We start from the raw sequence: 18,598 nt of genomic DNA on the forward strand, positions 1-18,598 counted from the left end.
CGGCGGCGAACTCGCCCACGCTGTGCCCGGCCAGCACGCCGGGGGCGGCGCCGAGGGCCTCGGCGGAGGCGAGGGCGGCGGCCACGAGCAGCGGCTGGGCCACGGCGGTGTCGCGGATCTCGTCGGCGTCGGCAGTGGTGCCGTAGGCGATCAGGTCGAGGCCCACGACCTCGGACCAACCGGCGAGCCGGTCGGCGAAACCGGGCACTTCTAGCCAGGGCGTCAGAAAACCTGGAGTCTGGGCGCCTTGGCCCGGCGCGACGATAGCTAGCACGAAATCCACCATGCCCTGTAGAGGTCCGACACGTGGATAAGGATCCGTACGAACTTTGTCCAAGGTGTTTTGTAGGATCCCCACAGTGGGGGTTTCCGGAAGATTACGTTAGGGGCCGCCAGGTTACGGCGGCCTCCGAGAGCCTGCCGAGAATGAGGCCGACCTGCAGGGTGAAGGCCGATCTGCCCTCGGTCGGCTGATAGCCCGTCAGCTCGGTGATCTTCTTCAGGCGGTAGCGCACCGTGTTGGGGTGCACGAACAGCAGGCGGGCGGTCGCCTCCAGCGAGGTGCCCTGCTCAAGGTAGGTGGCCAGCGTGTCGAGCAGCGGGGTACCGGCCAGCGGCAGGTAGACGCTGTCGACCAGCTGCTCCCTGGCGTCCTCGTCGCCGTCGAGCGCCCGTTCGGCGAGCAGGTCGTCGGCGTGTACGGGACGCGGCGCGTCAGGCCAGCCGGCCGACGCCTTCAGGCCCGCCAGGGCGGCCCTGGCGGACCTCGCGGCGGCGTGCAGGTCGGGCACCTCGGGCCCGATGACGATGGGACCGGGGCCGAAGCGGGCCACCACCTGCCTCGCGGCGTGCTGCACGCTGTCTGCGCCGCCCACGATCACGATCAGCCGGTCGGCCTGGACCCCGGCCAGCAGGTCCATCCCGATGCGGCGGCCCTTGTCGCGCAGCCCGTCGATCACGGCACGTGGGTCGTCGTCGGGGGCGTGACCCGCGATGACGACCACCGGGGAGGAGGTCCAGCCGAGCGCGGCCGCCCAGGAGTGGAGTCCGTCGTCGACCTCGCCCCGCACCAGCGCGTCGACGATCAGCGCCTCCAACCGGGAGTCCCAGGAGCCGCGCGCCTCGGCCTCCCGGGCGTAGACGTGGGCGGCTGCGAAGGCGACGTCGCGGGTGTAGCGGAGCATGGCCTGCTGGAGCTGGTCCTCGCCGCCCGGCGCGGCCAGGTCGTCGCTCTGCGCCTCGACGACCTCCACGACGACCCTGACGATGTCGACGGTCTGCTGGAGCGAGATCGACCGCTTCAGCTCGCGCGGCGCGGTGCCGAAGAACTCGATGCTGGGCGTGGGCCGGTCCTCGCCCGCGTGCTGGAACCACTCGACGAAGGCGGCGATGCCGGCCTGGGCCACCAGTCCCACCCACGAGCGGTCCTCGGCGCTGAGCGCTCGGAACCACGGCAGCTGGTCGTCCATCCGCGCCATCGCCGCCGTGCCGAGCGAGCCCATGGCCCGCTCCAGCTTGCGCGTGGTGTCCTCCCGGGTCCGGTCTGTCACGTCTCTAGCCTGCCAGGTCCGGCGAGACGGCCGCGACCGGCGGGTGGGGGTTGGAGGGTCGCGACCGGCGGGTGGGGGTTGGACGGCCGCGTCCGGCGGCCCGGGGTTGGACGGTCGCGTCCGGCCGGCGGGGGGCTAGACGACCGCGACGGCGGTGATCAGGCCGATCGCCAGGTGGGTGACCGCGAGCAGCCGCGCCCCAGGCTGCAGCTCGGGCTCCTTGACCAGGTCGCGGACCGAGATGCCCACCACCTTGTCGAAGGCGAGCATGGCCACGGTCTGCACGACGATGCCGACGAGGCCGAAGACGGCGGTGCCGGCGAGCCCCTCGGCCAGCCTGCCGCCCGACGACCAGATCGAGGCGGCCACGATGAGCCCCACGGCCGCCAGCGCCGACGTGGCGAGCAGCGTGGCGTTGGGGTTGCGCTCGCTGCGGATGACCGCGCTCAGCTTGCCGGGAATGGCCAGATCGATCACGTAGAAGCCGACGATCAGCAGGATCACGCCGACGGCGGCGTAGGCGGCGATGGCGCCCGCGCCGCGGGCGAGGGTTTCCAGCAGGGTCATGGTCGCTCGATTCGGTGAGGTACGAAGGAGGAGGTGTCGTCGGTGATCAGCCCGGAGGTCTCTCTGATGCCCAGCCCGGCGGCCTCGTCGGCGATCATCCAGGCGCCGAGCACCGGCCGCTGGCCGTCGAAGTCGGGCAGCGCCTCGAACCCCTGGAAGACGTGGCCCTCCTCGCCGTAGCTCCCCGGCGTCTCCTGGCCGCCCGTGGGGGTGACGACGCGCATGGAGGCGCCCTCCCTGCCGAGGAGCGGCTTGGTGATGTAGGAGGTCAGCTCGCGCGGGCCGTCGAGGTAGGCCGGGAGCAGGCTGGGATGGCCGGGATAGAGCTCCCACAGGATCGCCAGCAGCGCCTTGTTGGACAGCAGCGCCTTCCACAGCGGCTCGATCCAGGTGGCGTGGCGCACCGCGTGCCGCCCGAACGGGTCGGCCAGCATCCACTCCCACGGGTAGAGCTTGAACGCCGAGCGGATCATCCGCTCCTCGACGTCGACGAAGCGGCGGTTGAGTGAGTCCCAGCCGATGTCCTCCATGGCGACGGCGACGGTCGCGAGCCCGGCCTGCTCGGCGGTCTCCTGCAGGTAGGCCAGGGTCATCGCCTCCTCGCCGGTCTCGTCCATGTTGGTCCAGGCGAAGTGGGTGGGACCGGGGGGCAGCGTCAGCCCGGACCAGCGGTCGATGAGCCGCTCGTGGATGGAGTTCCACTGGTCGTCGCCGGGGTGGGTGTCCTTGAGCCAGAACCACTGCACCACCGACGACTCCAGGAGAGAGGTGGGCGTGTCGGCGTTGTACTCCAGCAGCTTGGCCGGGCCCGTGCCGTCGTAGCGCAGGTCGAAACGGCCGTACAGGTGGGGGTCGCGGCGCTCCCACGAGCGGGCGACGTCGCCGGCCGCCCACTCGGGGATGGCGAAGTCGGCGAAGCGGCCGGTCGAGACGACGTGGTCGGCGGCGCGCAGGCACATCTCGTGCAGCTCCTCGACCTGCTCCTCCAGCGCCTCCACCTCGGCCATGGAGAAGACGTAGTGCACCGACTCGTCCCAGTAGGGGCGGCTGAGCCCCTCGGGATGGGCCGCGCGATGGTAGGCCAGCCCCTGGCCCTCGATGATCTTGTCCCAGTCGTCCCTGGGCACACCGCGCTCGCGCCGCACGTGTCAGCTCCCGCTGCTCGACTTGCCGCCGAAGCCGCCGCGCTGGATCGCCTTGCCGCCGCGCGAGCTGATGTCGACGTCGGCCGGGCGCAGGCTGGTGCCGCCGCGCACGCGGGCGCCGACCCGGGTGCCGCCGTAGTACCAGCGGTACGCGCCGCGCGATCCGGCGTAGTAGTGGGAGTGGCCGTCGTCGTCATCGCAGTAGTCGTCGTCGACGACCGCATAGGAGCCGTCGGGCAGCTGCGTGTTGTAGTCGACGCAGTCGGCGGGGACCTCCTCGTCCGCCTGCACGGCCGAGCAGAACCCGACCACCATGAGGGAGACGACCCCGATGACGCTCAGCGTGATCACTTTGGAGGATTTGGACCGCTTCTGCTGCGGAAGCCGTGGTGGCACGGGCCGTGGTTGTCCCATGTAGCTCCTGCTCTCATTGGCCGAACAGCCTATCGGTGACGTTCGTACGGCTTCAATCCACAAAAAGGACGAACATGAAGGGGGTATGAGTTCCCCATGACACCGGTCGAGGCGCTGCGCGAGATCGCCTTCCTGCTGGAGCGCGCCGGCGAGCCCACGTACCGCGTGCGCGCCTTCCGCCGGGCCGCCGCCGTGGTCGCGGACCTGCCGCCCGGCGAGCTGGTACGGCTCGCGGAGTCCGGGGGCCTGGCCGGCCTGCCCGGCATCGGCAAGGTCACCGCCCTGGTGATCACCGAGGCGCTGGCCGGTCAGGTGCCCACGTACCTGCGCAGGCTGCGCGCCACCGAGGGCGAGGACCTGGACGACGAGACGGCGGCGCTGCGCGCGGCGCTCAGGGGCGACCTGCACAGCCACTCGGACTGGTCGGACGGCGGCTCGCCGATCGAGGAGATGGCCGAGGCGGCCAAGGCGCTCGGCCACGAATACTGGGCGCTGACCGACCACTCGCCGCGCCTGACCGTCGCCCGCGGCCTGCCGCCCGAACGGCTGCGCGACCAGCTCGACGAGGTGGCCAGGCTGAACGAGCGGCTGGCGCCGTTCAGGATCCTGACCGGCATCGAGGTGGACATCAACCTCGACGGCACGCTCGATCAGGAGCCGGAGCTGCTGGAGCGGCTCGACGTGGTCGTGGCGAGCGTCCACTCCGGCCTGCGCATGGACGGCGACGCGATGACCCGCAGGATGGTCACGGCCATCTCCGACCCGAACGTGGACGTGCTCGGCCACTGCACGGGCCGGATCGTGCGGGGCGGCGGCAGGAGGGGCGGCCGCAGGCCCGAGTCGGAGTTCGACGCCGAGCTGGTCTTCGAGGCGTGCCGCCGGTTCGGCGTGGCCGTCGAGATCAACTCCAGGCCCGACCGGCTGGACCCGCCCAAGCGGCTGATGAGACTGGCCTACGAGATGGGCTGCCGTTTCGCGATCGACTCCGACGCGCACGCGCCGGGCCAGCTCGACTGGCAGCGGTTCGGGTGCGAGCGGGCCGCCCGCTGCGGCGTCGAGGCCGCGCGCGTGATCAACACCTGGCCGCTCGGCGAGCTGCTGGCCTGGACGGGCCGCGGATGACCCCTTGCCCGTCGCTCGTGGCTGGCGTGCGCGTGAGAGCGCCGTGGCCGGACGGTCAGGGGCGTGTGCCTGGCCCGCGCGATTGTCGGTGGCGCCGCGTAACGTCCCGGTTGTGAACCGCACCGACCGGCTCTACGCGCTCGTCGAGGACCTGCGCGCGATCTCCCCCCGCTGCCGCTCCGCGCGCGAGCTCGCCCGGCGGTTCGAGGTCAGCGTGCGCACCATCGAGCGCGACATCACCGCGCTCCAGGAGTCGGGGGTGCCGATCTACGCCGAGCCGGGGCGCAGGGGCGGCTACGCCATCGACAAGCAGCTGTCGCTGCCGCCGCTCAACTTCACGCCGGCCGAGGCGGTGGCCATCGCGGTCGCGCTCAGCAGAGCGGGCGACCAGCCGTTCGGCAGGCAGGCGCGCAGCGCGTTACGCAAGGTGGTGGCCGCGATGCCCGGCCGGGAGGGGGAGCTGGCGCGCGAGCTGGCCCGCCGGGTGCAGATGATCGACGAGCCGCGCAAGCCGGGCGCGGCGGTCCGGCCGCTCGGCGGCGAGGGGATCTCACGCGCGATCGAGGAGGCTCTGCTGCGCCGCCGCGTGCTCAGGCTCGACTACGTCGACGCCAAGGGCGCGCTCACCTCGCGCGACGTGGAGCCGGGGGTGTTCCTGGGCGGGCGGGGCGGTTTCTGGTATCTCGTGGCCTGGTGCCGCCTGCGCGACGACGTGCGCGTCTTCCGGCTCGACCGCATCGCCGGCGCCGGGGTCACCGGGGAGCGCTGCCCAGACCGGCCCCTCGAAGGGTTCGCCACCGACGTGCCCGAGATGATCGTCCGCGGCGCCGTGCTCGACTAGTCAGCCTTGTTCGATAAGTCAATCGGAAACACCGACATAAGGCTGTCGCTCGGCCGTTGGATCGTTGTCGTGTTCGAGAAAGAGAGGCAATGATGGACAACACGGTGACCTGGTTCGAGGTGGCGACGGCTGACCCGGAGAGCGCCGAGCGCTTCTACGGCGGGCTGTTCGGCTGGACGTTCGCCCGAGACGAGGGGCCGATCGACTATCGGCTGATCAGCCAGCCGGGCGGCGAGCGTCCGGGGGGCGGCCTGTTCAACACCAAGGGTGACTTCCCCGACCACGCGGTCTTCCACGTGCAGGTGGCCGACGTCGACGCGACATGCCGCCAGACGGAGGAGCTGGGCGGCAAGGTGGTGACGAAGGTCATCGACGACGGCGCGGGCACCGACTTCGCCTACCTGCGCGACACGTCGGGCAGCCTCTTCGGGATCTTCCACCGCAGGGCCTGAGCGTGGGTGGGCCCGCTCCGGCGCCTTCCCCGCCGGCCGGGCCCGTCCCCCACGGGTTCAGCCGATGAGCTCGTGCACCGGACCGCTGCGGGCGGTCCCCTCCCTGGGCTCGCCGCCGACCGCCGAGCGGCGGCGCGTCCAGGGCCCGGCCCCCTGTCCCGAGCGGGTGCCACCAGGTCCTGCCGGACGTCAGCGGGCCGGACGTCAGAAGGCGGCCTTCTCCAGCCAGCGATCGAGCAGGGCACGGTCGCCGAAGACGGCCAGCGTGCCCGCGAAGCGCCTGCCGTACACCATGAGGAGCAGGTCCTTGGCCGGTCCGCGCACCGCGACGTCGCCCTTGGCGTGCCCGTGCTCCCAGTCGATCCGGCCCTTGGGGCCCTGGGTGATGGTCCACTCGCCGTCGGCGTCGGTCGCGTGCAGATGGATCGTGGCGCCCTCGGCGTCCAGCTCGGCCAGGCGGCGGGTCACCCAACGGGCGTACGGCAGGTTCGCGAGAAACTCGTCGACTCCGTCGATCGCAGTCGCCGGGGCCACGACAGGTTCGAGGCCGAGCGCGAGCTCCGCGTCCACCCGGTGGATCAGCAGCTCGTACGCCATCCGCCGGGCCCAGTAGGCCGCCGACCGGCCGGCGCCCCACGACCACACGGGCGTGTCGGGGTCGGCCGAGCGGAGCGTCGCCAGCAGCCGGCGGGCGCCGTCCGCCAGCCAGGCCGGGTCGCCGCTCTGGCCCTCGGCCAGGCCGTTGGGCACCTCCCGCGACCAGATCCGCTCCTGGACCCGGTTCCCGACGATGTGGATCACCCAGCGGTGCGTGGTGCCGACGTGGGTGATCAGGTCGGCGAGCGTCCAGCCGGGGCAGGTGGGCACCGGCGCGGCGGGGGCGGCGCCGGTGACCAGCTCGACGAGGCGGGCGGCCTCGCGCTCCACGTGCGCGCAGTAGTCGGTCACCTGTCCGAGCCTAGATCAGGGCCTAGTAGGAGGGGTTGAGGGTGGCGTAGGCGAAGTCGACGAGGTAGTCGTTGAGGCGCGTGGAGGCGGTCACCGCCTCGGTTTCGTCGCCGCGGCAGATCGCGCCGAGGATGTCGCCGTGCAGTCGTGACGCCGTCCGCAGCTCGCTCTCCGGGTCCTTCAGGTGCGCGAACCAGAACCGGCGCGACAGTCCTTGGAGGGGGGCCATGGCTACGGACAGGTACTCGTTGTGGGCGGCGTCCACGATCAGGGCGTGGGCGCGCTTCAGTATCGCGCCGAAGGAGCGCACGTCCAGTACGTCGTCGCTGAACTGCTCGATGACCTCCAGCATCTGACGCTTCTGCTCGGCCAGGGCGCGGTGGGTCGCGAGGCGGACCGCCAGCGCCTCCAGGGTGCGCCGCAGCTCCAGCAGCTTGAGCTGGGCCTCGATGGAGGCGGGCGGGACGAACACGCCCCGGTTCGGGTGGATCTCCACCATGCGCTCGCGGGCCAGCCGTTGCAGCGCCTCCCGTACGGGCGTGCGCCCCAGGCCGGTGCGCTCCATCAGCATGGATTCGGAGACGAGCGATCCAGGCGCGAGCTCCTGAAAGGTGATCATGCTCTCGATCGCCTGGTAGGCGCGGTCGGTCTTGTTCGGCTCAGGCACCCGCCACCCCGTCGCGTCTCGAAGAGATTTCCGGACTGGACAATAGTACCTCAGCGTGATGTACCGTCGATACATGACCGATATATCGCTCCTGGACTGGCGGCTGCCCGCCGTCGTACCACCTGATGCCGACTACCCTGTCCTGGCAGAAGTGGACGTCCTCGTGGTGGGAGCCGGGGCGGCCGGCGTGGCCGCGGCGACCGTGGCGGCAGAGGCCGGCAAGAGCGTGCTGCTCGTCGAGAAGTACGGCTTCGCGGGCGGGGCGGCCGTGGCGGGCATGTCCGGCACCGTCTGCGGCATGTATCTCGCGACCGACACCGACACCGACACCGGCCCCGGCCCCGAGCAGGTCGTGTGGGGATTCACCGAGCGCTTCCGGCAGGGCCTGGCCGAGCGCCGCGGCCTGACCCCGCCGCAGCGGTACGGCAAGACCTGGACCAGTGCCCACGACCCGCTGGTGTGGCGGGAGACGGCCGACGCCTTGCTCGCCGCCGCGGGCGTACAGGTGCTGTTCCACACCTCGGTCGTCGGCGTGGTGATGGAGGGCGAGCAGTACCTCGGCGCGGTGCTCTCCTCCAACGCGGGCGTGTGCGTCGTGCGCGCCGCCCGCACCATCGACGCGTCCGGCGACGCCGCGCTGGTCGCCCGCGCCGGCGGGCGCTACGCCTTCGGCGACGGCGGGCGGATCCAGAACCCCACCATGTTCTTCCGCCTCGGAGGCGTGGACGTGGACGCCTTCCTGGCCGGCTACGGCGAGGACACCATCAGCCCGCCGTGGGTGACCGAGCGGATCCAGGCGGCCAGGTCGCTCGGCGCCAACCTCCCCCGGCAGAAGATCTGGATCTTCACGACCCCGCGCCCGGGTGAGCTCATGGTCAACGCGACCCGGTTGACCGGCGCCGACGGACGGATGCTGAACGTGATCGACCCCGCCGACTTCACCGAAGCCGAGATCGGCGGGCGGCGCCAGGTCCGTGAATACGCCGACTTCATCGTCCGGAACCTCCCCGGCTGCAAGGACGCCCACGTCGTGGACACAGGCGTGGAGGCCGGCGTCCGGCAGACCCGCACCATCGCCGGCGCCGCCACCCTGACCAACGACGCCGTCGTGACCGGCCGCAAGGACCCCTCCGCCATCGCGCGCTGCCCGTGGCCGATCGAACTGCACGACGGCGAGCGGCCCAAGCTGCACTGGCTCATCGACGACTACTACGAGATCCCGTACCTCACCCTCGTGCCCGAGGCGGGCGAGAACGTCATCGTCGCGGGGCGCTGCCTGAGCGCCCAGCACGAGGCCCTCGCCTCGGCCAGGGTGACCGCCCAGTGCTTCGAGTACGGCCACGCCGCCGGGGTGGCCACGGTCCTGTCCCTTGACGAGGGCACCCCGTACCGCCACATCGAGGGCGCGCGGGTCCGATCCACCATGAAACTGAACGGAAGCGCACTGTGACCGAGAGCCCGAAGACCCCGTTGCGCAGCAACTTCACGCCCGGCACCTCGCGCTGGGCCGTGCGCCGGGCGCAGTGGAGCGCCATGGGCATCAGCCCCGAGGACCAGGAGAAGCCCAAGATCGCGATCGTGAACACGTCGTCGAAGCTGTCGGTGTGCTTCATCCACCTCGACGGCGTGGCCAACCTGGTCGCCGACGCCGTACGCGCCGCGGGCGGGCTGCCGTTCGAGATCCGCACCACCGCCCCGAGCGACTTCATCACCACCGCGGGACGCAACGGCCGCTACATCATGCCCACCCGCGACCTGGTGGTGAACGACGTCGAGGCCGCGGTCGAGGGAGCCGTGCTGGACGGTGTGGTGTTCCTGTCCTCCTGCGACAAGACGACCCCGGCCCATCTGATGGCGGCGGCCCGGCTCGACCTGCCGTCCGTGGTGGTGATCGGCGGCTACCAGCGCGGCGGCACCTTCGCGGGCTGCTCGGTCGACATCGACACCGTCTACGAGTCGGTGGGCGCCGTCGCGGCCGGTGCCATGACCGTACGGGAACTCGGCGAACTGGCCGACGCCGGCATCACCGGTCCGGGCGTGTGCGCGGGGCTGGCGACGGCCAACACCATGCACTGCCTGGCCGAGGCTCTGGGCATGACCATGCCGGGCTCCGCGCCCACCCGTGCCAACTCGGCGCGGATGCTGGCCCGGGCGGAGGAGGCCGGTCGGCGGATCGTGGAGATGGTGCACGAAGGGCTGACCGCCCGGAAGGTGCTGACAGCCGAGGCGGTCGGCAATGCCGTGGAGGTCGCGCTGGCTCTCGGCGGATCGGTCAACTGTGTGCGCCACCTGGCCGCGATCTCCGCCGAGGCGGAGCTCGGTCTGGACGTGGTCGCGATGGTCGAGGAGCGGGCTCGGGACGCGGTGCAGCTCGCCGCCATCCGGCCCAACGGCCCCGACCAGGTCTGGGACCTGGACGAGATCGGCGGCGTGCAGACCGTCATGCGTACGCTGCTCCCACGCCTGCGCGCCGGTGCGCTCACCGTCTCCGGCCGCACCATCGGTGAGCTGGCCGCCGTGGCCCGGGCAGCCGACGGCAAGGTGCTGCGCGAGCCGCACAGCCCGGTCAAGCCCGAGCCCGGTCTCCTCATCCTCCGCGGCTCGCTGGCCCCGGACGGCGCGATAGTGAAGCTCGCCGGAGTCAGCTCGACGACCAGCCGCAGGTTCGAGGGCCCGGCCAAGGTGTTCGCCGGCGAGTCCGAGGCCATCGAGGGGCTGGGGAACGGGGCCATCCAGCCTGGCCAGGTGATCGTGCTGCGAGGCATGGGCGTGCGCGGCGGCCCCGGCACCGTCTTCGCCGCCAACTTCGTGGCCGCGCTGAACGGCGCCGGGCTCAGCGGTCAGGTGGCCGTGGTCACCGACGGTGAGCTGTCCGGGCTCAACTACGGACTGGTCGTCGGCCAGGTCATGCCCGAGGCCGCCGACGGCGGCCCGCTCGCCGGGGTCCGCGACGGCGACCGTATCACCGTCGATCTCGACGCGCGGACCGTGGACGCCGCCCCTGTGCGCGAGGGGCGTCCCGTCCTGTCCCACGAACCCGGGACGGTCCCCGGCTGGCTCGGACAGTACGCCGAGCTGGTCGGCCCGATCCAGGGAGGCGCCGTGACCCGCCGTCCCGCCAAGTAGGCGACATCCGGTCGTCATCGCGGCCATCGGCATCGACCTGCTGCGAGCGGGCGTCAGCAGGCGCGCGGTGAGCTGGCGCTCACGGCCGCTCACGGCCGCTCACGGCCGCGGCCGGCGTGCTGTCCCTCGCCGTCGAGGAGGGCCAGCGGGTCCAGGCTGCGCTCGATCACGTTAGGAGTCGGCCGGCAAGAAGAGGAAGAACTCCACCGGCCACGGCAACCGCGTGATCCTCGAGCCGGCCGCCTGACCACCACCGGCCTGCTCACCCTGGAGCAGACGGCCGGGACGGTCCCGCCCCGGCCGCGTAGTGCGCGGTGCGCGCCCGATGCCTGCTCAGACGGCCGGGCAGGAGACGCCCTGGGCCGGCACCTGCCCGTTGAGCAGGTAGGAGTCCACGACACGCCGGATGCACCTGCTGCCCGAGGTGTAGGCGCCGTGCCCCTCGCCCAGGTAGGTGACGAGCGTGGCGGTCTTGAGCTGCCGGGTCAGCCTGGGCGCCCACTGGTACGGCGTGGCGGGGTCGCCCTTGCCGCCCACCACCACGATCGGGGCGGAGCCGCTGGCGTCGATCTCCTTCGCCTCGTTGCTGCCCTTGGCAGGCCAGACGCTGCAGACGCCGCCCGACCCCTCGCTGCCGAACAGCGGGGAGATCCTGAGCGCGGCCTGCCACGTGCCCCGCAACTGCTCCTCGCCGGGCCGTTCGGCGGTGTCCACGCAGGTGATCGCCGGGAAGCTGGACATCTGCGTGTTGTAGGTGCCGTCCGGGCTGCGCCCGGTGTAGGAGTCGGCCAGGTACATGAGCGTCTCGCCCCGGCCGTTGAGGGCCTGGGCGAGGGCCTTCTCCAGGAACGGCCACGACAGCTCCGAGTAGAGCGCGGCGGCGACGCCGGTGGAGGCGAGGCCCTGGGTCAGCTCCCGGCCCGCGACGATGAGCGGCTTGGTGGTCAGGCGGGTCATCAGCCGGTCGACCCGCGCGTTGGCGGCGGCCACGGTCTTGCCGAACTCGCAGCCGTCCTTGACGCACCACCGCAGGAAGCTGCGGTAGGCGTCCTGGAAGCCGCGCGTCTGGGCCAGCGTGCGCTGCCGGAAGGTCACCGTCGGGTCGAGCGGGGCGTCGAGCACCATCCGGCCGACGGTCTTCGGGAACATGGTGGCGTAGACGGCGCCCAGGTGCGTGCCGTACGACATGCCCAGGTAGTTGAGCTTGGCCTCGCCGAGGGCGGCGCGGATCCGGTCCATGTCGCGGGCGGCGTTGACGGTGCCCACGTACGGCAGGACCTGGCCGGAGTCGCGCTGGCATAGCCGGGCGAACTCCACGTTGGCCGCCCTGCTCGCGGCACGCGTCCGCTCGTTGGCGGGCAGCGTGTTGAACGCCACGAAGCGGTCCATGTCGGCGCCCGTGCCGCAGCGCACGCCAGAGCTGCGCTGGACGCCGCGGGGGTCGAAACTGATCAGGTCGTAACGCTCGCGCAGGGCGGTGAACCCCTTCGCGGCCTGGTCGAGCGTGTCCACCCCCGAACCGCCGGGGCCGCCGAAGTTGAACACCAGCGAGCCGAGCCGCCTGGCCGGGTCGGTCGCCGCCACCTTGATCAGCGCGAGCTGGATCGTGTCGCCGTCCGGGTTGGCGTAGTCGAGCGGCACGGCCAGCCTCGCGCATCGGACGCCGGGGTCCTGCTGGGCGGGCGGCTGACCGTCGGGCCGCTTGATGTCCGTGCACGGCCCCCAGACGATGGGCGGGACGACGCCCTTGGGATCGGTGTCGGGCTTCGCCGTGCCGGCGCAGGCCATGGTGGACACCGTCAACGCGGCAACGGCAAGGACATGACGCATGAAATTTCCCCCTAGACGTCTCCGGGGGAAGTAGTGCCCACAATACGTGAGATCGCGCCATGAGGGCCGCGGCGGCGCGTACCCAGTCCTGATCGCGTCGGCGCGGATCTCCGGCGCGCGGGGCGGCGGCCTGGGCGCCCGCGCAGGCCCTCGACGAGGCGGGGGGACCGTGTCCGCGCGGTGCCCTCGTGAAGGGGGGACCGTGTCCGCGCGGTGCCCTCGTGAAGGGTGCCCTCGTGAAGGGGGGACCGTGTCCGCGCGGTGTCCCCGCGAGGCCCGAGGGCTCGCGGGGACACCCGGGAGGTGTCTCAGCGGGAGGGACCCGCCGCGTGGCTCAGACGCCCATCGACTGGGTGTCGTTGCTCTCCGCGCCGCCGGCCTCGGTCACGCCGTTCTTGAGGTGGTAGCGGGCGATGGCCTCGCGCAGCACCTCGCCGTCGAGCTCGCCCCGCCTGACCAGGCTCGTGAGCACGGCCAGCGTGATCGACGCGGCGTCGACGTGGAAGTGGCGGCGCAGCGCCGAGCGGGTGTCGGACAGGCCGAACCCGTCGGTGCCCAGCGAGGACCAGTCACCCGGCACCCACTGCGCGATCTGGTCCTGGACCGCCTTCATGTAGTCGCTGACCCCCACGAACGGGCCCTGCGCCCGCGAGAGCGCCTGGGTCACGAACGGGACGCGCCGCTCGGCGTCGGGGTTGAGGAGGTTGTGCTCCTCGCACGCCAGCGCCTCCCGCCGCAGCTCGGTCCACGAGGTCGCCGACCACACGGTGGCCGAGACGCCCCAGTCCTCGGCCAGCAGCCGCTGCGCCTCCATCGCCCACGGGCCCGCCACGCCGGAGGACAGGATGTTGGCCTTCGGTCCCTCGGTCGCGGGGCCCTCGGCGAACCTGTAAAGACCCTTGAGCAGGCTCTCCACGTCCAGGTCGGCCGGCTGCGGCGGCTGCGTGTAGGGCTCGTTGTAGACGGTCAGGTAGTAGAAGACGTCCTCGGGGTCGTCGCCGTACATGCGGCGCAGACCGTCCTTGACGATGTGCGCGATCTCGAACGCCCACGACGGGTCGTACGACACCGCCGCCAGGTTGGTCGAGGCGATGAGCGGCGTGTGGCCGTCCTCGTGCTGCAGGCCCTCGCCGTTCAGCGTGGTGCGGCCGGCGGTGGCGCCCAGCAGGAAGCCGCGGGTCAGCTGGTCGGCCATGGCCCACATCTGGTCGCCGGTGCGCTGCCAGCCGAACATCGAGTAGAAGATGTAGATCGGGATCATGTGCTCGCCGTGCGTGGCGTACGACGTGCCGGCGGCGATCGCCGAGGCCATCGAGCCCGCCTCGCTGATGCCCTCGTGCAGGATCTGGCCCTGCACCGCCTCCTTGTACGACAGCAGCAGCTCACGGTCGACCGCCTCGTACGTCTGGCCGTGCGGCGAGTAGATCTTGGCCGTCGGGAACATCGCGTCGAGGCCGAACGTGCGCGCCTCGTCGGGGATGATCGGCACGAACCGGTGGCCGATCTCCTTGTCGCGCATGAGGTCCTTCAGCAGGCGTACGAACGCCATCGTGGTGGCCACCTGCTGCTTGCCGGAGCCCTTGCCGAACTGGCCGTAGACCGAGTCCGCGGGCAGCTTGACCGGCTTGGCCCGCACCACGCGCTTGGGCAGCACGCCGCCCAGCGCCGCGCGGCGCTCCTTCATGTACTGGATCTCGGCGTCGTTCTCGCCCGGGTGGAAGTAGGGCGGCAGGTCACCCTCGAGCGCGGAGTCGGGGATCGGCAGGTAGAGCCGGTCGCGGAACTCCTTGAGCTCGGCCTTGGTGAGCTTCTTCATCTGGTGGGTGGCGTTGCGCGCCTCGAAGTCCTTGCCCAGGGTCCAGCCCTTGATGGTCTGGGCCAGGATGACCGTGGGCTGGCCGACGTGCTCGCGGGCCGCCTTGAACGCCGCGTAGACCTTGCGGTAGTCGTGGCCGCCGCGCGACAGCTTGCGGATGTCGTCGTCGCTCAGGTGCTCGACCATCTTGCGCAGGCGCGGGTCGCCGGCGAAGAAGTGGTCGCGGATGTAGCCGCCCGACTCGACCGAGTAGGTCTGGAACTGGCCGTCGGGCGTGGTGTTCATCTGGTTGACCAGCACGCCGTCCACGTCGGCCGCCAGCAGCGGGTCCCAGTCGCGGCCCCAGACGACCTTGATGACGTTCCAGCCGGCGCCGCGGAAGTAGGACTCCAGCTCCTGTATGATCTTGCCGTTGCCGCGCACCGGGCCGTCGAGCCGCTGCAGGTTGCAGTTGATGACGAAGGTGAGGTTGTCGAGCTCCTCGCGCGCCGCCAGGCCGATCGCGCCGAGCGACTCGGGCTCGTCCATCTCACCGTCGCCCAGGAACGCCCACACGTGGCTGCGGCTGGTGTCCTTGATCTGGCGGTTGAGCAGGTAGCGGTTGAACCGCGCCTGGTAGATCGCGCCGATCGGCCCGAGCCCCATGGAGACGGTCGGGAACTCCCAGAAGTCGGGCATCAGCCGCGGGTGCGGATAGGAGGGCAGGCCGTGGAAGCCGTGCGACAGCTCCTGCCTGAACGCGTCGAGCTGCGCCTCGTTGAGGCGGCCCTCCAGGAAGGCGCGGGCGTAGATGCCCGGCGCGGCGTGACCCTGGAAGAAGACCTGGTCACCCGACTCGCCGTGATCCTTGCCGCGGAAGAAGTGGTTGAAGCCGACCTCGTAGAGCGAGGCGGCCGAGGCGTAGGTGGCGATGTGCCCGCCCACGTTGGTGCGGGCGTTCGCCCGCGACACCATGATCGCGGCGTTCCAGCGGATGTAGGCGCGGATGCGCCGCTCGACGTGCTCGTCGCCGGGGAACCAGGGCTCGCGCTCCGGCGGGATCGTGTTGATGTAGTCGGTGCTGCGCAGGCCCGGCACGCCGACCTGGTGCTCGCGGGCGCGCTCCAGCATGCGGAGCATCAGATAGCGGGCTCGGGTGCGGCCTTCGGTCTTGACGACGTTGTCGAGAGACTCGAGCCACTCGTTGGTCTCACTGGGGTCGACATCAGGCAGCTGGCTGGGTAGGCCGTCGCTGATGATCGAGAAACGCTGGCGTCCGGAAGCCACTGGGTCTCGCCTTCCGAGGATGACTGATGTCTGGTCTGGGTCGTCTTCCATCCTGGTCGCTTGCCGTAGAAAGTGCATCTCTACTGGCCGGTAACTAGGACGTCCCCGCTGGCAGTGGGGCGCGCGGTGGCCTAGACCACCGATGGTAGGACGAATCCACGGCCCAGGTTACATTGGGCGGCCAATTTAACAAGTCGGGAAAACCTTGGAAATTTCATTCTCATGTGTGAAGTATCTCCCTCGCCGGGGAGCGCCGAGCGCCGTCGCCTGTGCGGCCGACCGGCGTTCGCGGGAGTCTAGCGGGCACCTCCGGGCGCGTCTCGCACGGGGCGTGTCGCCGCGCCCGTCGGCGGCTCTCGGCCTGCGGAAGCGCGCACGCGGTGTCCGGGCCGCTGCCGGGGCTCGCCGGCTGACGAGGCAGGCGCCGGCGGACGGCGTAACGGTTCGGTCATGATTCCTCCTTCCTCTTCGGAGGGGACCGGCCGTCCCTCTTTTCGTTTGCCTCCGGCCGTACGAGTCTGGAGGTATGAATGCGACGGTAGGCGACCGGCTCCTCGTGCACGGCAACACCGTGGGGGAAGTGGGCCGGAGCGGAGTCATCATCGAGGTGCACGGCCCCAACGGCACCCCGCCGTACATCGTGCGGTTCGACGACGGCCACACCGGCCTGGTGTTTCCCGGCCCTGATGCGGTCATAGTGCCCAAGTAGGATCCACATGTGAGATCCCAGATCATTTCCGTGACCACGGGTTCACGCGAGACGGTGCACGACATCACCTCGGAGTGCGCCGACTTCGTGCGGGAGCAGGGCGAGGACGGGCTGCTGCACGTCTTCGTGCCGCACGCGACCGCGGGCGTGGTCCTGATGGAGCTGGGGTCCGGCAGCGACGACGACCTGCTCGCGGCGCTGCGTGATCTGCTGCCCCCCGACGACCGGTGGCGACACGCCCACGGGTCCCGCGGCCATGGCAGGTCTCATGTCATGCCGGCGGTGATCCCGCCGTACGCCACGGTCCCGGTGTTAGGGGGCCGCCTCACGCTGGGCACCTGGCAGTCGATCGCACTTGTCGACCTGAATGTCGACAACCCGCAACGTCAGGTACGACTGTCGTTTTTGTCCGATTGATTCTGGCCGTCTACGGCCGTACCCGTGGCGACCGTTGACGACTGAGGGTCACAGCGTGTGGACTGTCCCGAAGCGATAACCGCACAAGCGGGGCCACTCAAGCAGGAGGGATAAACGTGAGCGCGACCGCGGGTCAGGCGCAGGGCGAGCGCGGCCTGGCCGAGCGACTCGGCCTCAAGCCGGGTCAGGTGGTGCAGGAGATCGGTTGGGACGAGGACGTCGACGACGAGCTTCGCGACTCCATCGAGGACCTGACCGGTAACGAGCTGTTGGACGAGGAGACCGACGACGTCGTCGACGTGGTGCTGCTCTGGTGGCGTGACGGCGACGGAGACCTCTTCGACGTCCTGAGCGACGCCATGCGTGCACTCGCCGACGGCGGCCAGATCTGGCTGCTGACTCCCAAGGCCGGGCGTGATGGCCACGTGGAGCCGAGCGACATCGGGGAGGATGCCGCCACTGCCGGTCTCTCGCAGACCAGCAGCATCTCCGCAGCCCCCGACTGGTCGGGGACCAGGCTCGTGACGCCCAAGGGCCGACGCTAGGGAGCTCGAGCGCCGGCCGTACGGCAGGATGATGCCCGTGAAGGAACATCCGGTCGCGGTGGGCGCCCAGGCTCCGGACTTCGAGCTTCAGGACCAGCACGGCACTCCGGTGAGGTTGTCGGACCTCCGGGGCAGAAAGGTCGTGCTGGTCTTCTACCCGCTTGCCTTCAGCGGGGTGTGCCAGAGCGAGCTGGCGGCGCTGCGCGACTTCCCTGCCGAGGCGCAGGTCCTCACCGTGTCCGTCGACTCCGTGTTCGCCCAGCGCGCATGGGCGGATCGCGAAGGTTATACGTTTCCTCTGCTCTCCGATTTCTGGCCACACGGACAGGTCGCGCGGGCGTACGGTGTGTTCGATGAGGTGAAGGGCCACGCTCGCCGGGGCACCTTCGTCATCGACGGCGAAGGCGTGATCCGGTGGTCGGTGGTCAATCCGATCGGGACGGCACGCGACGTCGCCGCCTACATCAGGGCACTCGCAGACATCTCTTAGACGGAGGAAACCATGCCCTGCTACCGGTGCGGGGCCCGGCAGACGGACCCGGTCCGTGGCGCCAGCCCGTGGAAGCGCGGGGTGCGGCAGGAGTCGCAGGTGCTGATCTGCCCGGACTGTCAACACCAGCACGACCTCGATCTCGACTCGTGCGGCACCTGCGGCTCCACGACGCTGATCTGCCGGCTGGGAGAGGTGGAGTGCCGCTCCTGCGGGGCGGTACGGCTCGCGGCGCGCGCGGGCGCGGGGGCGTTCGCGGGCTCCACCCCACCGCCCGGACTGTCGGCCGAAGTGGAGGCCGCCCTCAACCGCGTCCTCGGCCGCCTCTGAGCCCACGCCGTCAGTGGCCGGGCACCATGGCCCGGCAGCGCCGGCCGGTGGGCCGCCTCTGAGCCCACGCCCTCGGCCGTCCGAGCCGAGCCATCCGCGCCAGCCGCTCCCACGCCTGTCTGCTATTCCCCGTGGGGAGTCACCCGCACGAGTCCTCACCGGGCGAGGAGTCACCTGCACCCCACCGGGCGGGGAGTCACCTGCACCTCACCGGGCGGGGAGTCACCTGCACCTCACCGGGCGGGGAGTCACCCGCACGCGCCCACCCACACGCGCCCACCCGCACACCCTCCGCACCCCACCCCACCTGCGCCCACACCCCCCGCACCACCCCTTTCCAGACATTTCCTGAGCTGCGCTATC

Annotated in this window: 18 protein-coding genes and 1 pseudogene; 10 read left to right on the forward strand and 9 right to left on the reverse strand. The window is 71.1% G+C overall.

Annotation, left to right across the window (positions count from 1 at the left end):
* From DQW85_RS01530 to DQW85_RS01550, 5 genes and pseudogenes are all read right to left on the reverse strand, one after another.
* Positions 1 to 274: pseudogene (locus DQW85_RS01530) on the reverse strand (ACP S-malonyltransferase); the annotation flags it as partial.
* Positions 275 to 377: 103 nt separating this feature from the next.
* Entirely contained in the window at positions 378 to 1,550 is a 1,173-nt protein-coding gene (locus tag DQW85_RS01535) for a PucR family transcriptional regulator (RefSeq protein ID WP_113698686.1), read from the reverse strand.
* A gap of 135 nt (positions 1,551 to 1,685) precedes the next feature.
* Complete coding sequence (locus DQW85_RS01540; RefSeq protein WP_113698687.1) at positions 1,686 to 2,117, reverse strand: DUF350 domain-containing protein; 432 nt, start codon at positions 2,115 to 2,117, stop codon at positions 1,686 to 1,688.
* Positions 2,114 to 3,262, reverse strand: a complete 1,149-nt coding sequence (locus DQW85_RS01545; RefSeq protein WP_113698688.1) for a glutathionylspermidine synthase family protein — start codon at positions 3,260 to 3,262, stop codon at positions 2,114 to 2,116. Before DQW85_RS01545 ends, DQW85_RS01540 begins: the two co-directional genes overlap by 4 nt.
* 3 nt (positions 3,263 to 3,265) lie before the next feature.
* Positions 3,266 to 3,613, reverse strand: a complete 348-nt coding sequence (locus DQW85_RS01550; RefSeq protein WP_162794645.1) for a hypothetical protein — start codon at positions 3,611 to 3,613, stop codon at positions 3,266 to 3,268.
* A 159-nt stretch (positions 3,614 to 3,772) separates the two neighbouring features.
* Between DQW85_RS01550 and DQW85_RS01555 the strand changes: the two genes are divergently transcribed.
* From DQW85_RS01555 to DQW85_RS01565, 3 genes are all read left to right on the forward strand, one after another.
* The gene (locus tag DQW85_RS01555; RefSeq protein WP_113698690.1) at positions 3,773 to 4,798 is read left to right on the forward strand and encodes a PHP domain-containing protein; all 1,026 of its coding nucleotides are present in this window, start codon (positions 3,773 to 3,775) and stop codon (positions 4,796 to 4,798) included.
* 112 nt (positions 4,799 to 4,910) lie between these two features.
* Positions 4,911 to 5,639 (forward strand): helix-turn-helix transcriptional regulator, encoded by a 729-nt coding sequence (locus tag DQW85_RS01560; RefSeq protein ID WP_113698691.1) that lies wholly within the window; start codon positions 4,911 to 4,913, stop codon positions 5,637 to 5,639.
* Positions 5,640 to 5,728: 89 nt separating this feature from the next.
* Positions 5,729 to 6,091 (forward strand): VOC family protein, encoded by a 363-nt coding sequence (locus DQW85_RS01565; protein ID WP_198654338.1) that lies wholly within the window; start codon positions 5,729 to 5,731, stop codon positions 6,089 to 6,091.
* Between the two features lie 204 nt (positions 6,092 to 6,295).
* Here DQW85_RS01565 and DQW85_RS01570 read toward each other — a convergent pair whose 3' ends face one another.
* Positions 6,296 to 7,039 carry a maleylpyruvate isomerase family mycothiol-dependent enzyme gene (locus DQW85_RS01570; protein WP_113698692.1) on the reverse strand — a complete coding sequence of 248 codons (744 nt, stop codon included), beginning with the start codon at positions 7,037 to 7,039 and terminating at the stop codon, positions 6,296 to 6,298.
* A 22-nt stretch (positions 7,040 to 7,061) separates the two neighbouring features.
* Positions 7,062 to 7,706 (reverse strand): GntR family transcriptional regulator, encoded by a 645-nt coding sequence (locus tag DQW85_RS01575; RefSeq protein ID WP_162794646.1) that lies wholly within the window; start codon positions 7,704 to 7,706, stop codon positions 7,062 to 7,064.
* A 73-nt stretch (positions 7,707 to 7,779) separates the two neighbouring features.
* Here DQW85_RS01575 and DQW85_RS01580 point away from each other — a divergent pair, with 73 nt between their 5' ends.
* Both DQW85_RS01580 and ilvD read left to right on the forward strand, forming a co-directional pair.
* Positions 7,780 to 9,156 carry an FAD-dependent oxidoreductase gene (locus tag DQW85_RS01580; RefSeq protein ID WP_205314790.1) on the forward strand — a complete coding sequence of 459 codons (1,377 nt, stop codon included), beginning with the start codon at positions 7,780 to 7,782 and terminating at the stop codon, positions 9,154 to 9,156.
* On the forward strand, positions 9,153 to 10,832 hold the full coding sequence (gene ilvD / locus DQW85_RS01585) for a dihydroxy-acid dehydratase (protein ID WP_205314791.1): 1,680 nt from the start codon (positions 9,153 to 9,155) through the stop codon (positions 10,830 to 10,832). The genes DQW85_RS01580 and ilvD overlap by 4 nt, the downstream gene beginning before the upstream one ends.
* Positions 10,833 to 11,165: 333 nt before the next feature.
* Here ilvD and DQW85_RS01590 read toward each other — a convergent pair whose 3' ends face one another.
* A complete protein-coding gene (locus DQW85_RS01590) occupies positions 11,166 to 12,662 on the reverse strand; it encodes an alpha/beta hydrolase (RefSeq protein WP_113698694.1) in 1,497 nt (498 codons plus the stop codon).
* A gap of 334 nt (positions 12,663 to 12,996) precedes the next feature.
* On the reverse strand, positions 12,997 to 15,744 hold the full coding sequence (aceE, locus tag DQW85_RS01595; protein WP_113698695.1) for a pyruvate dehydrogenase (acetyl-transferring), homodimeric type: 2,748 nt from the start codon (positions 15,742 to 15,744) through the stop codon (positions 12,997 to 12,999).
* Positions 15,745 to 16,270: 526 nt separating this feature from the next.
* Here aceE and DQW85_RS01600 point away from each other — a divergent pair.
* The 5 genes from DQW85_RS01600 (at position 16,271) to DQW85_RS01620 (ending at position 18,235) form a co-directional block, all read left to right on the forward strand.
* Positions 16,271 to 16,453, forward strand: coding sequence for a DUF1918 domain-containing protein (locus DQW85_RS01600; protein ID WP_113698696.1), 183 nt, complete (start codon positions 16,271 to 16,273; stop codon positions 16,451 to 16,453).
* A 21-nt stretch (positions 16,454 to 16,474) separates the two neighbouring features.
* Complete coding sequence (locus tag DQW85_RS01605) at positions 16,475 to 16,870, forward strand: secondary thiamine-phosphate synthase enzyme YjbQ (RefSeq protein WP_420819135.1); 396 nt, start codon at positions 16,475 to 16,477, stop codon at positions 16,868 to 16,870.
* 116 nt (positions 16,871 to 16,986) lie between these two features.
* Positions 16,987 to 17,415: a DUF3052 domain-containing protein gene (locus tag DQW85_RS01610; RefSeq protein WP_113698698.1), complete on the forward strand. Its 429-nt coding sequence runs from the start codon at positions 16,987 to 16,989 to the stop codon at positions 17,413 to 17,415.
* Positions 17,416 to 17,446: 31 nt separating this feature from the next.
* Positions 17,447 to 17,905, forward strand: a complete 459-nt coding sequence (locus DQW85_RS01615) for a peroxiredoxin (RefSeq protein ID WP_113698711.1) — start codon at positions 17,447 to 17,449, stop codon at positions 17,903 to 17,905.
* A 12-nt stretch (positions 17,906 to 17,917) separates the two neighbouring features.
* Complete coding sequence (locus DQW85_RS01620) at positions 17,918 to 18,235, forward strand: hypothetical protein (RefSeq protein ID WP_113698699.1); 318 nt, start codon at positions 17,918 to 17,920, stop codon at positions 18,233 to 18,235.
* The last annotated feature ends 363 nt before the right edge of the window (positions 18,236 to 18,598 follow it).

The sequence above is a fragment of the Nonomuraea lactucae genome, assembly GCF_003313395.1.
Classification (GTDB): Bacteria; Actinomycetota; Actinomycetes; order Streptosporangiales; family Streptosporangiaceae; genus Nonomuraea; species Nonomuraea lactucae.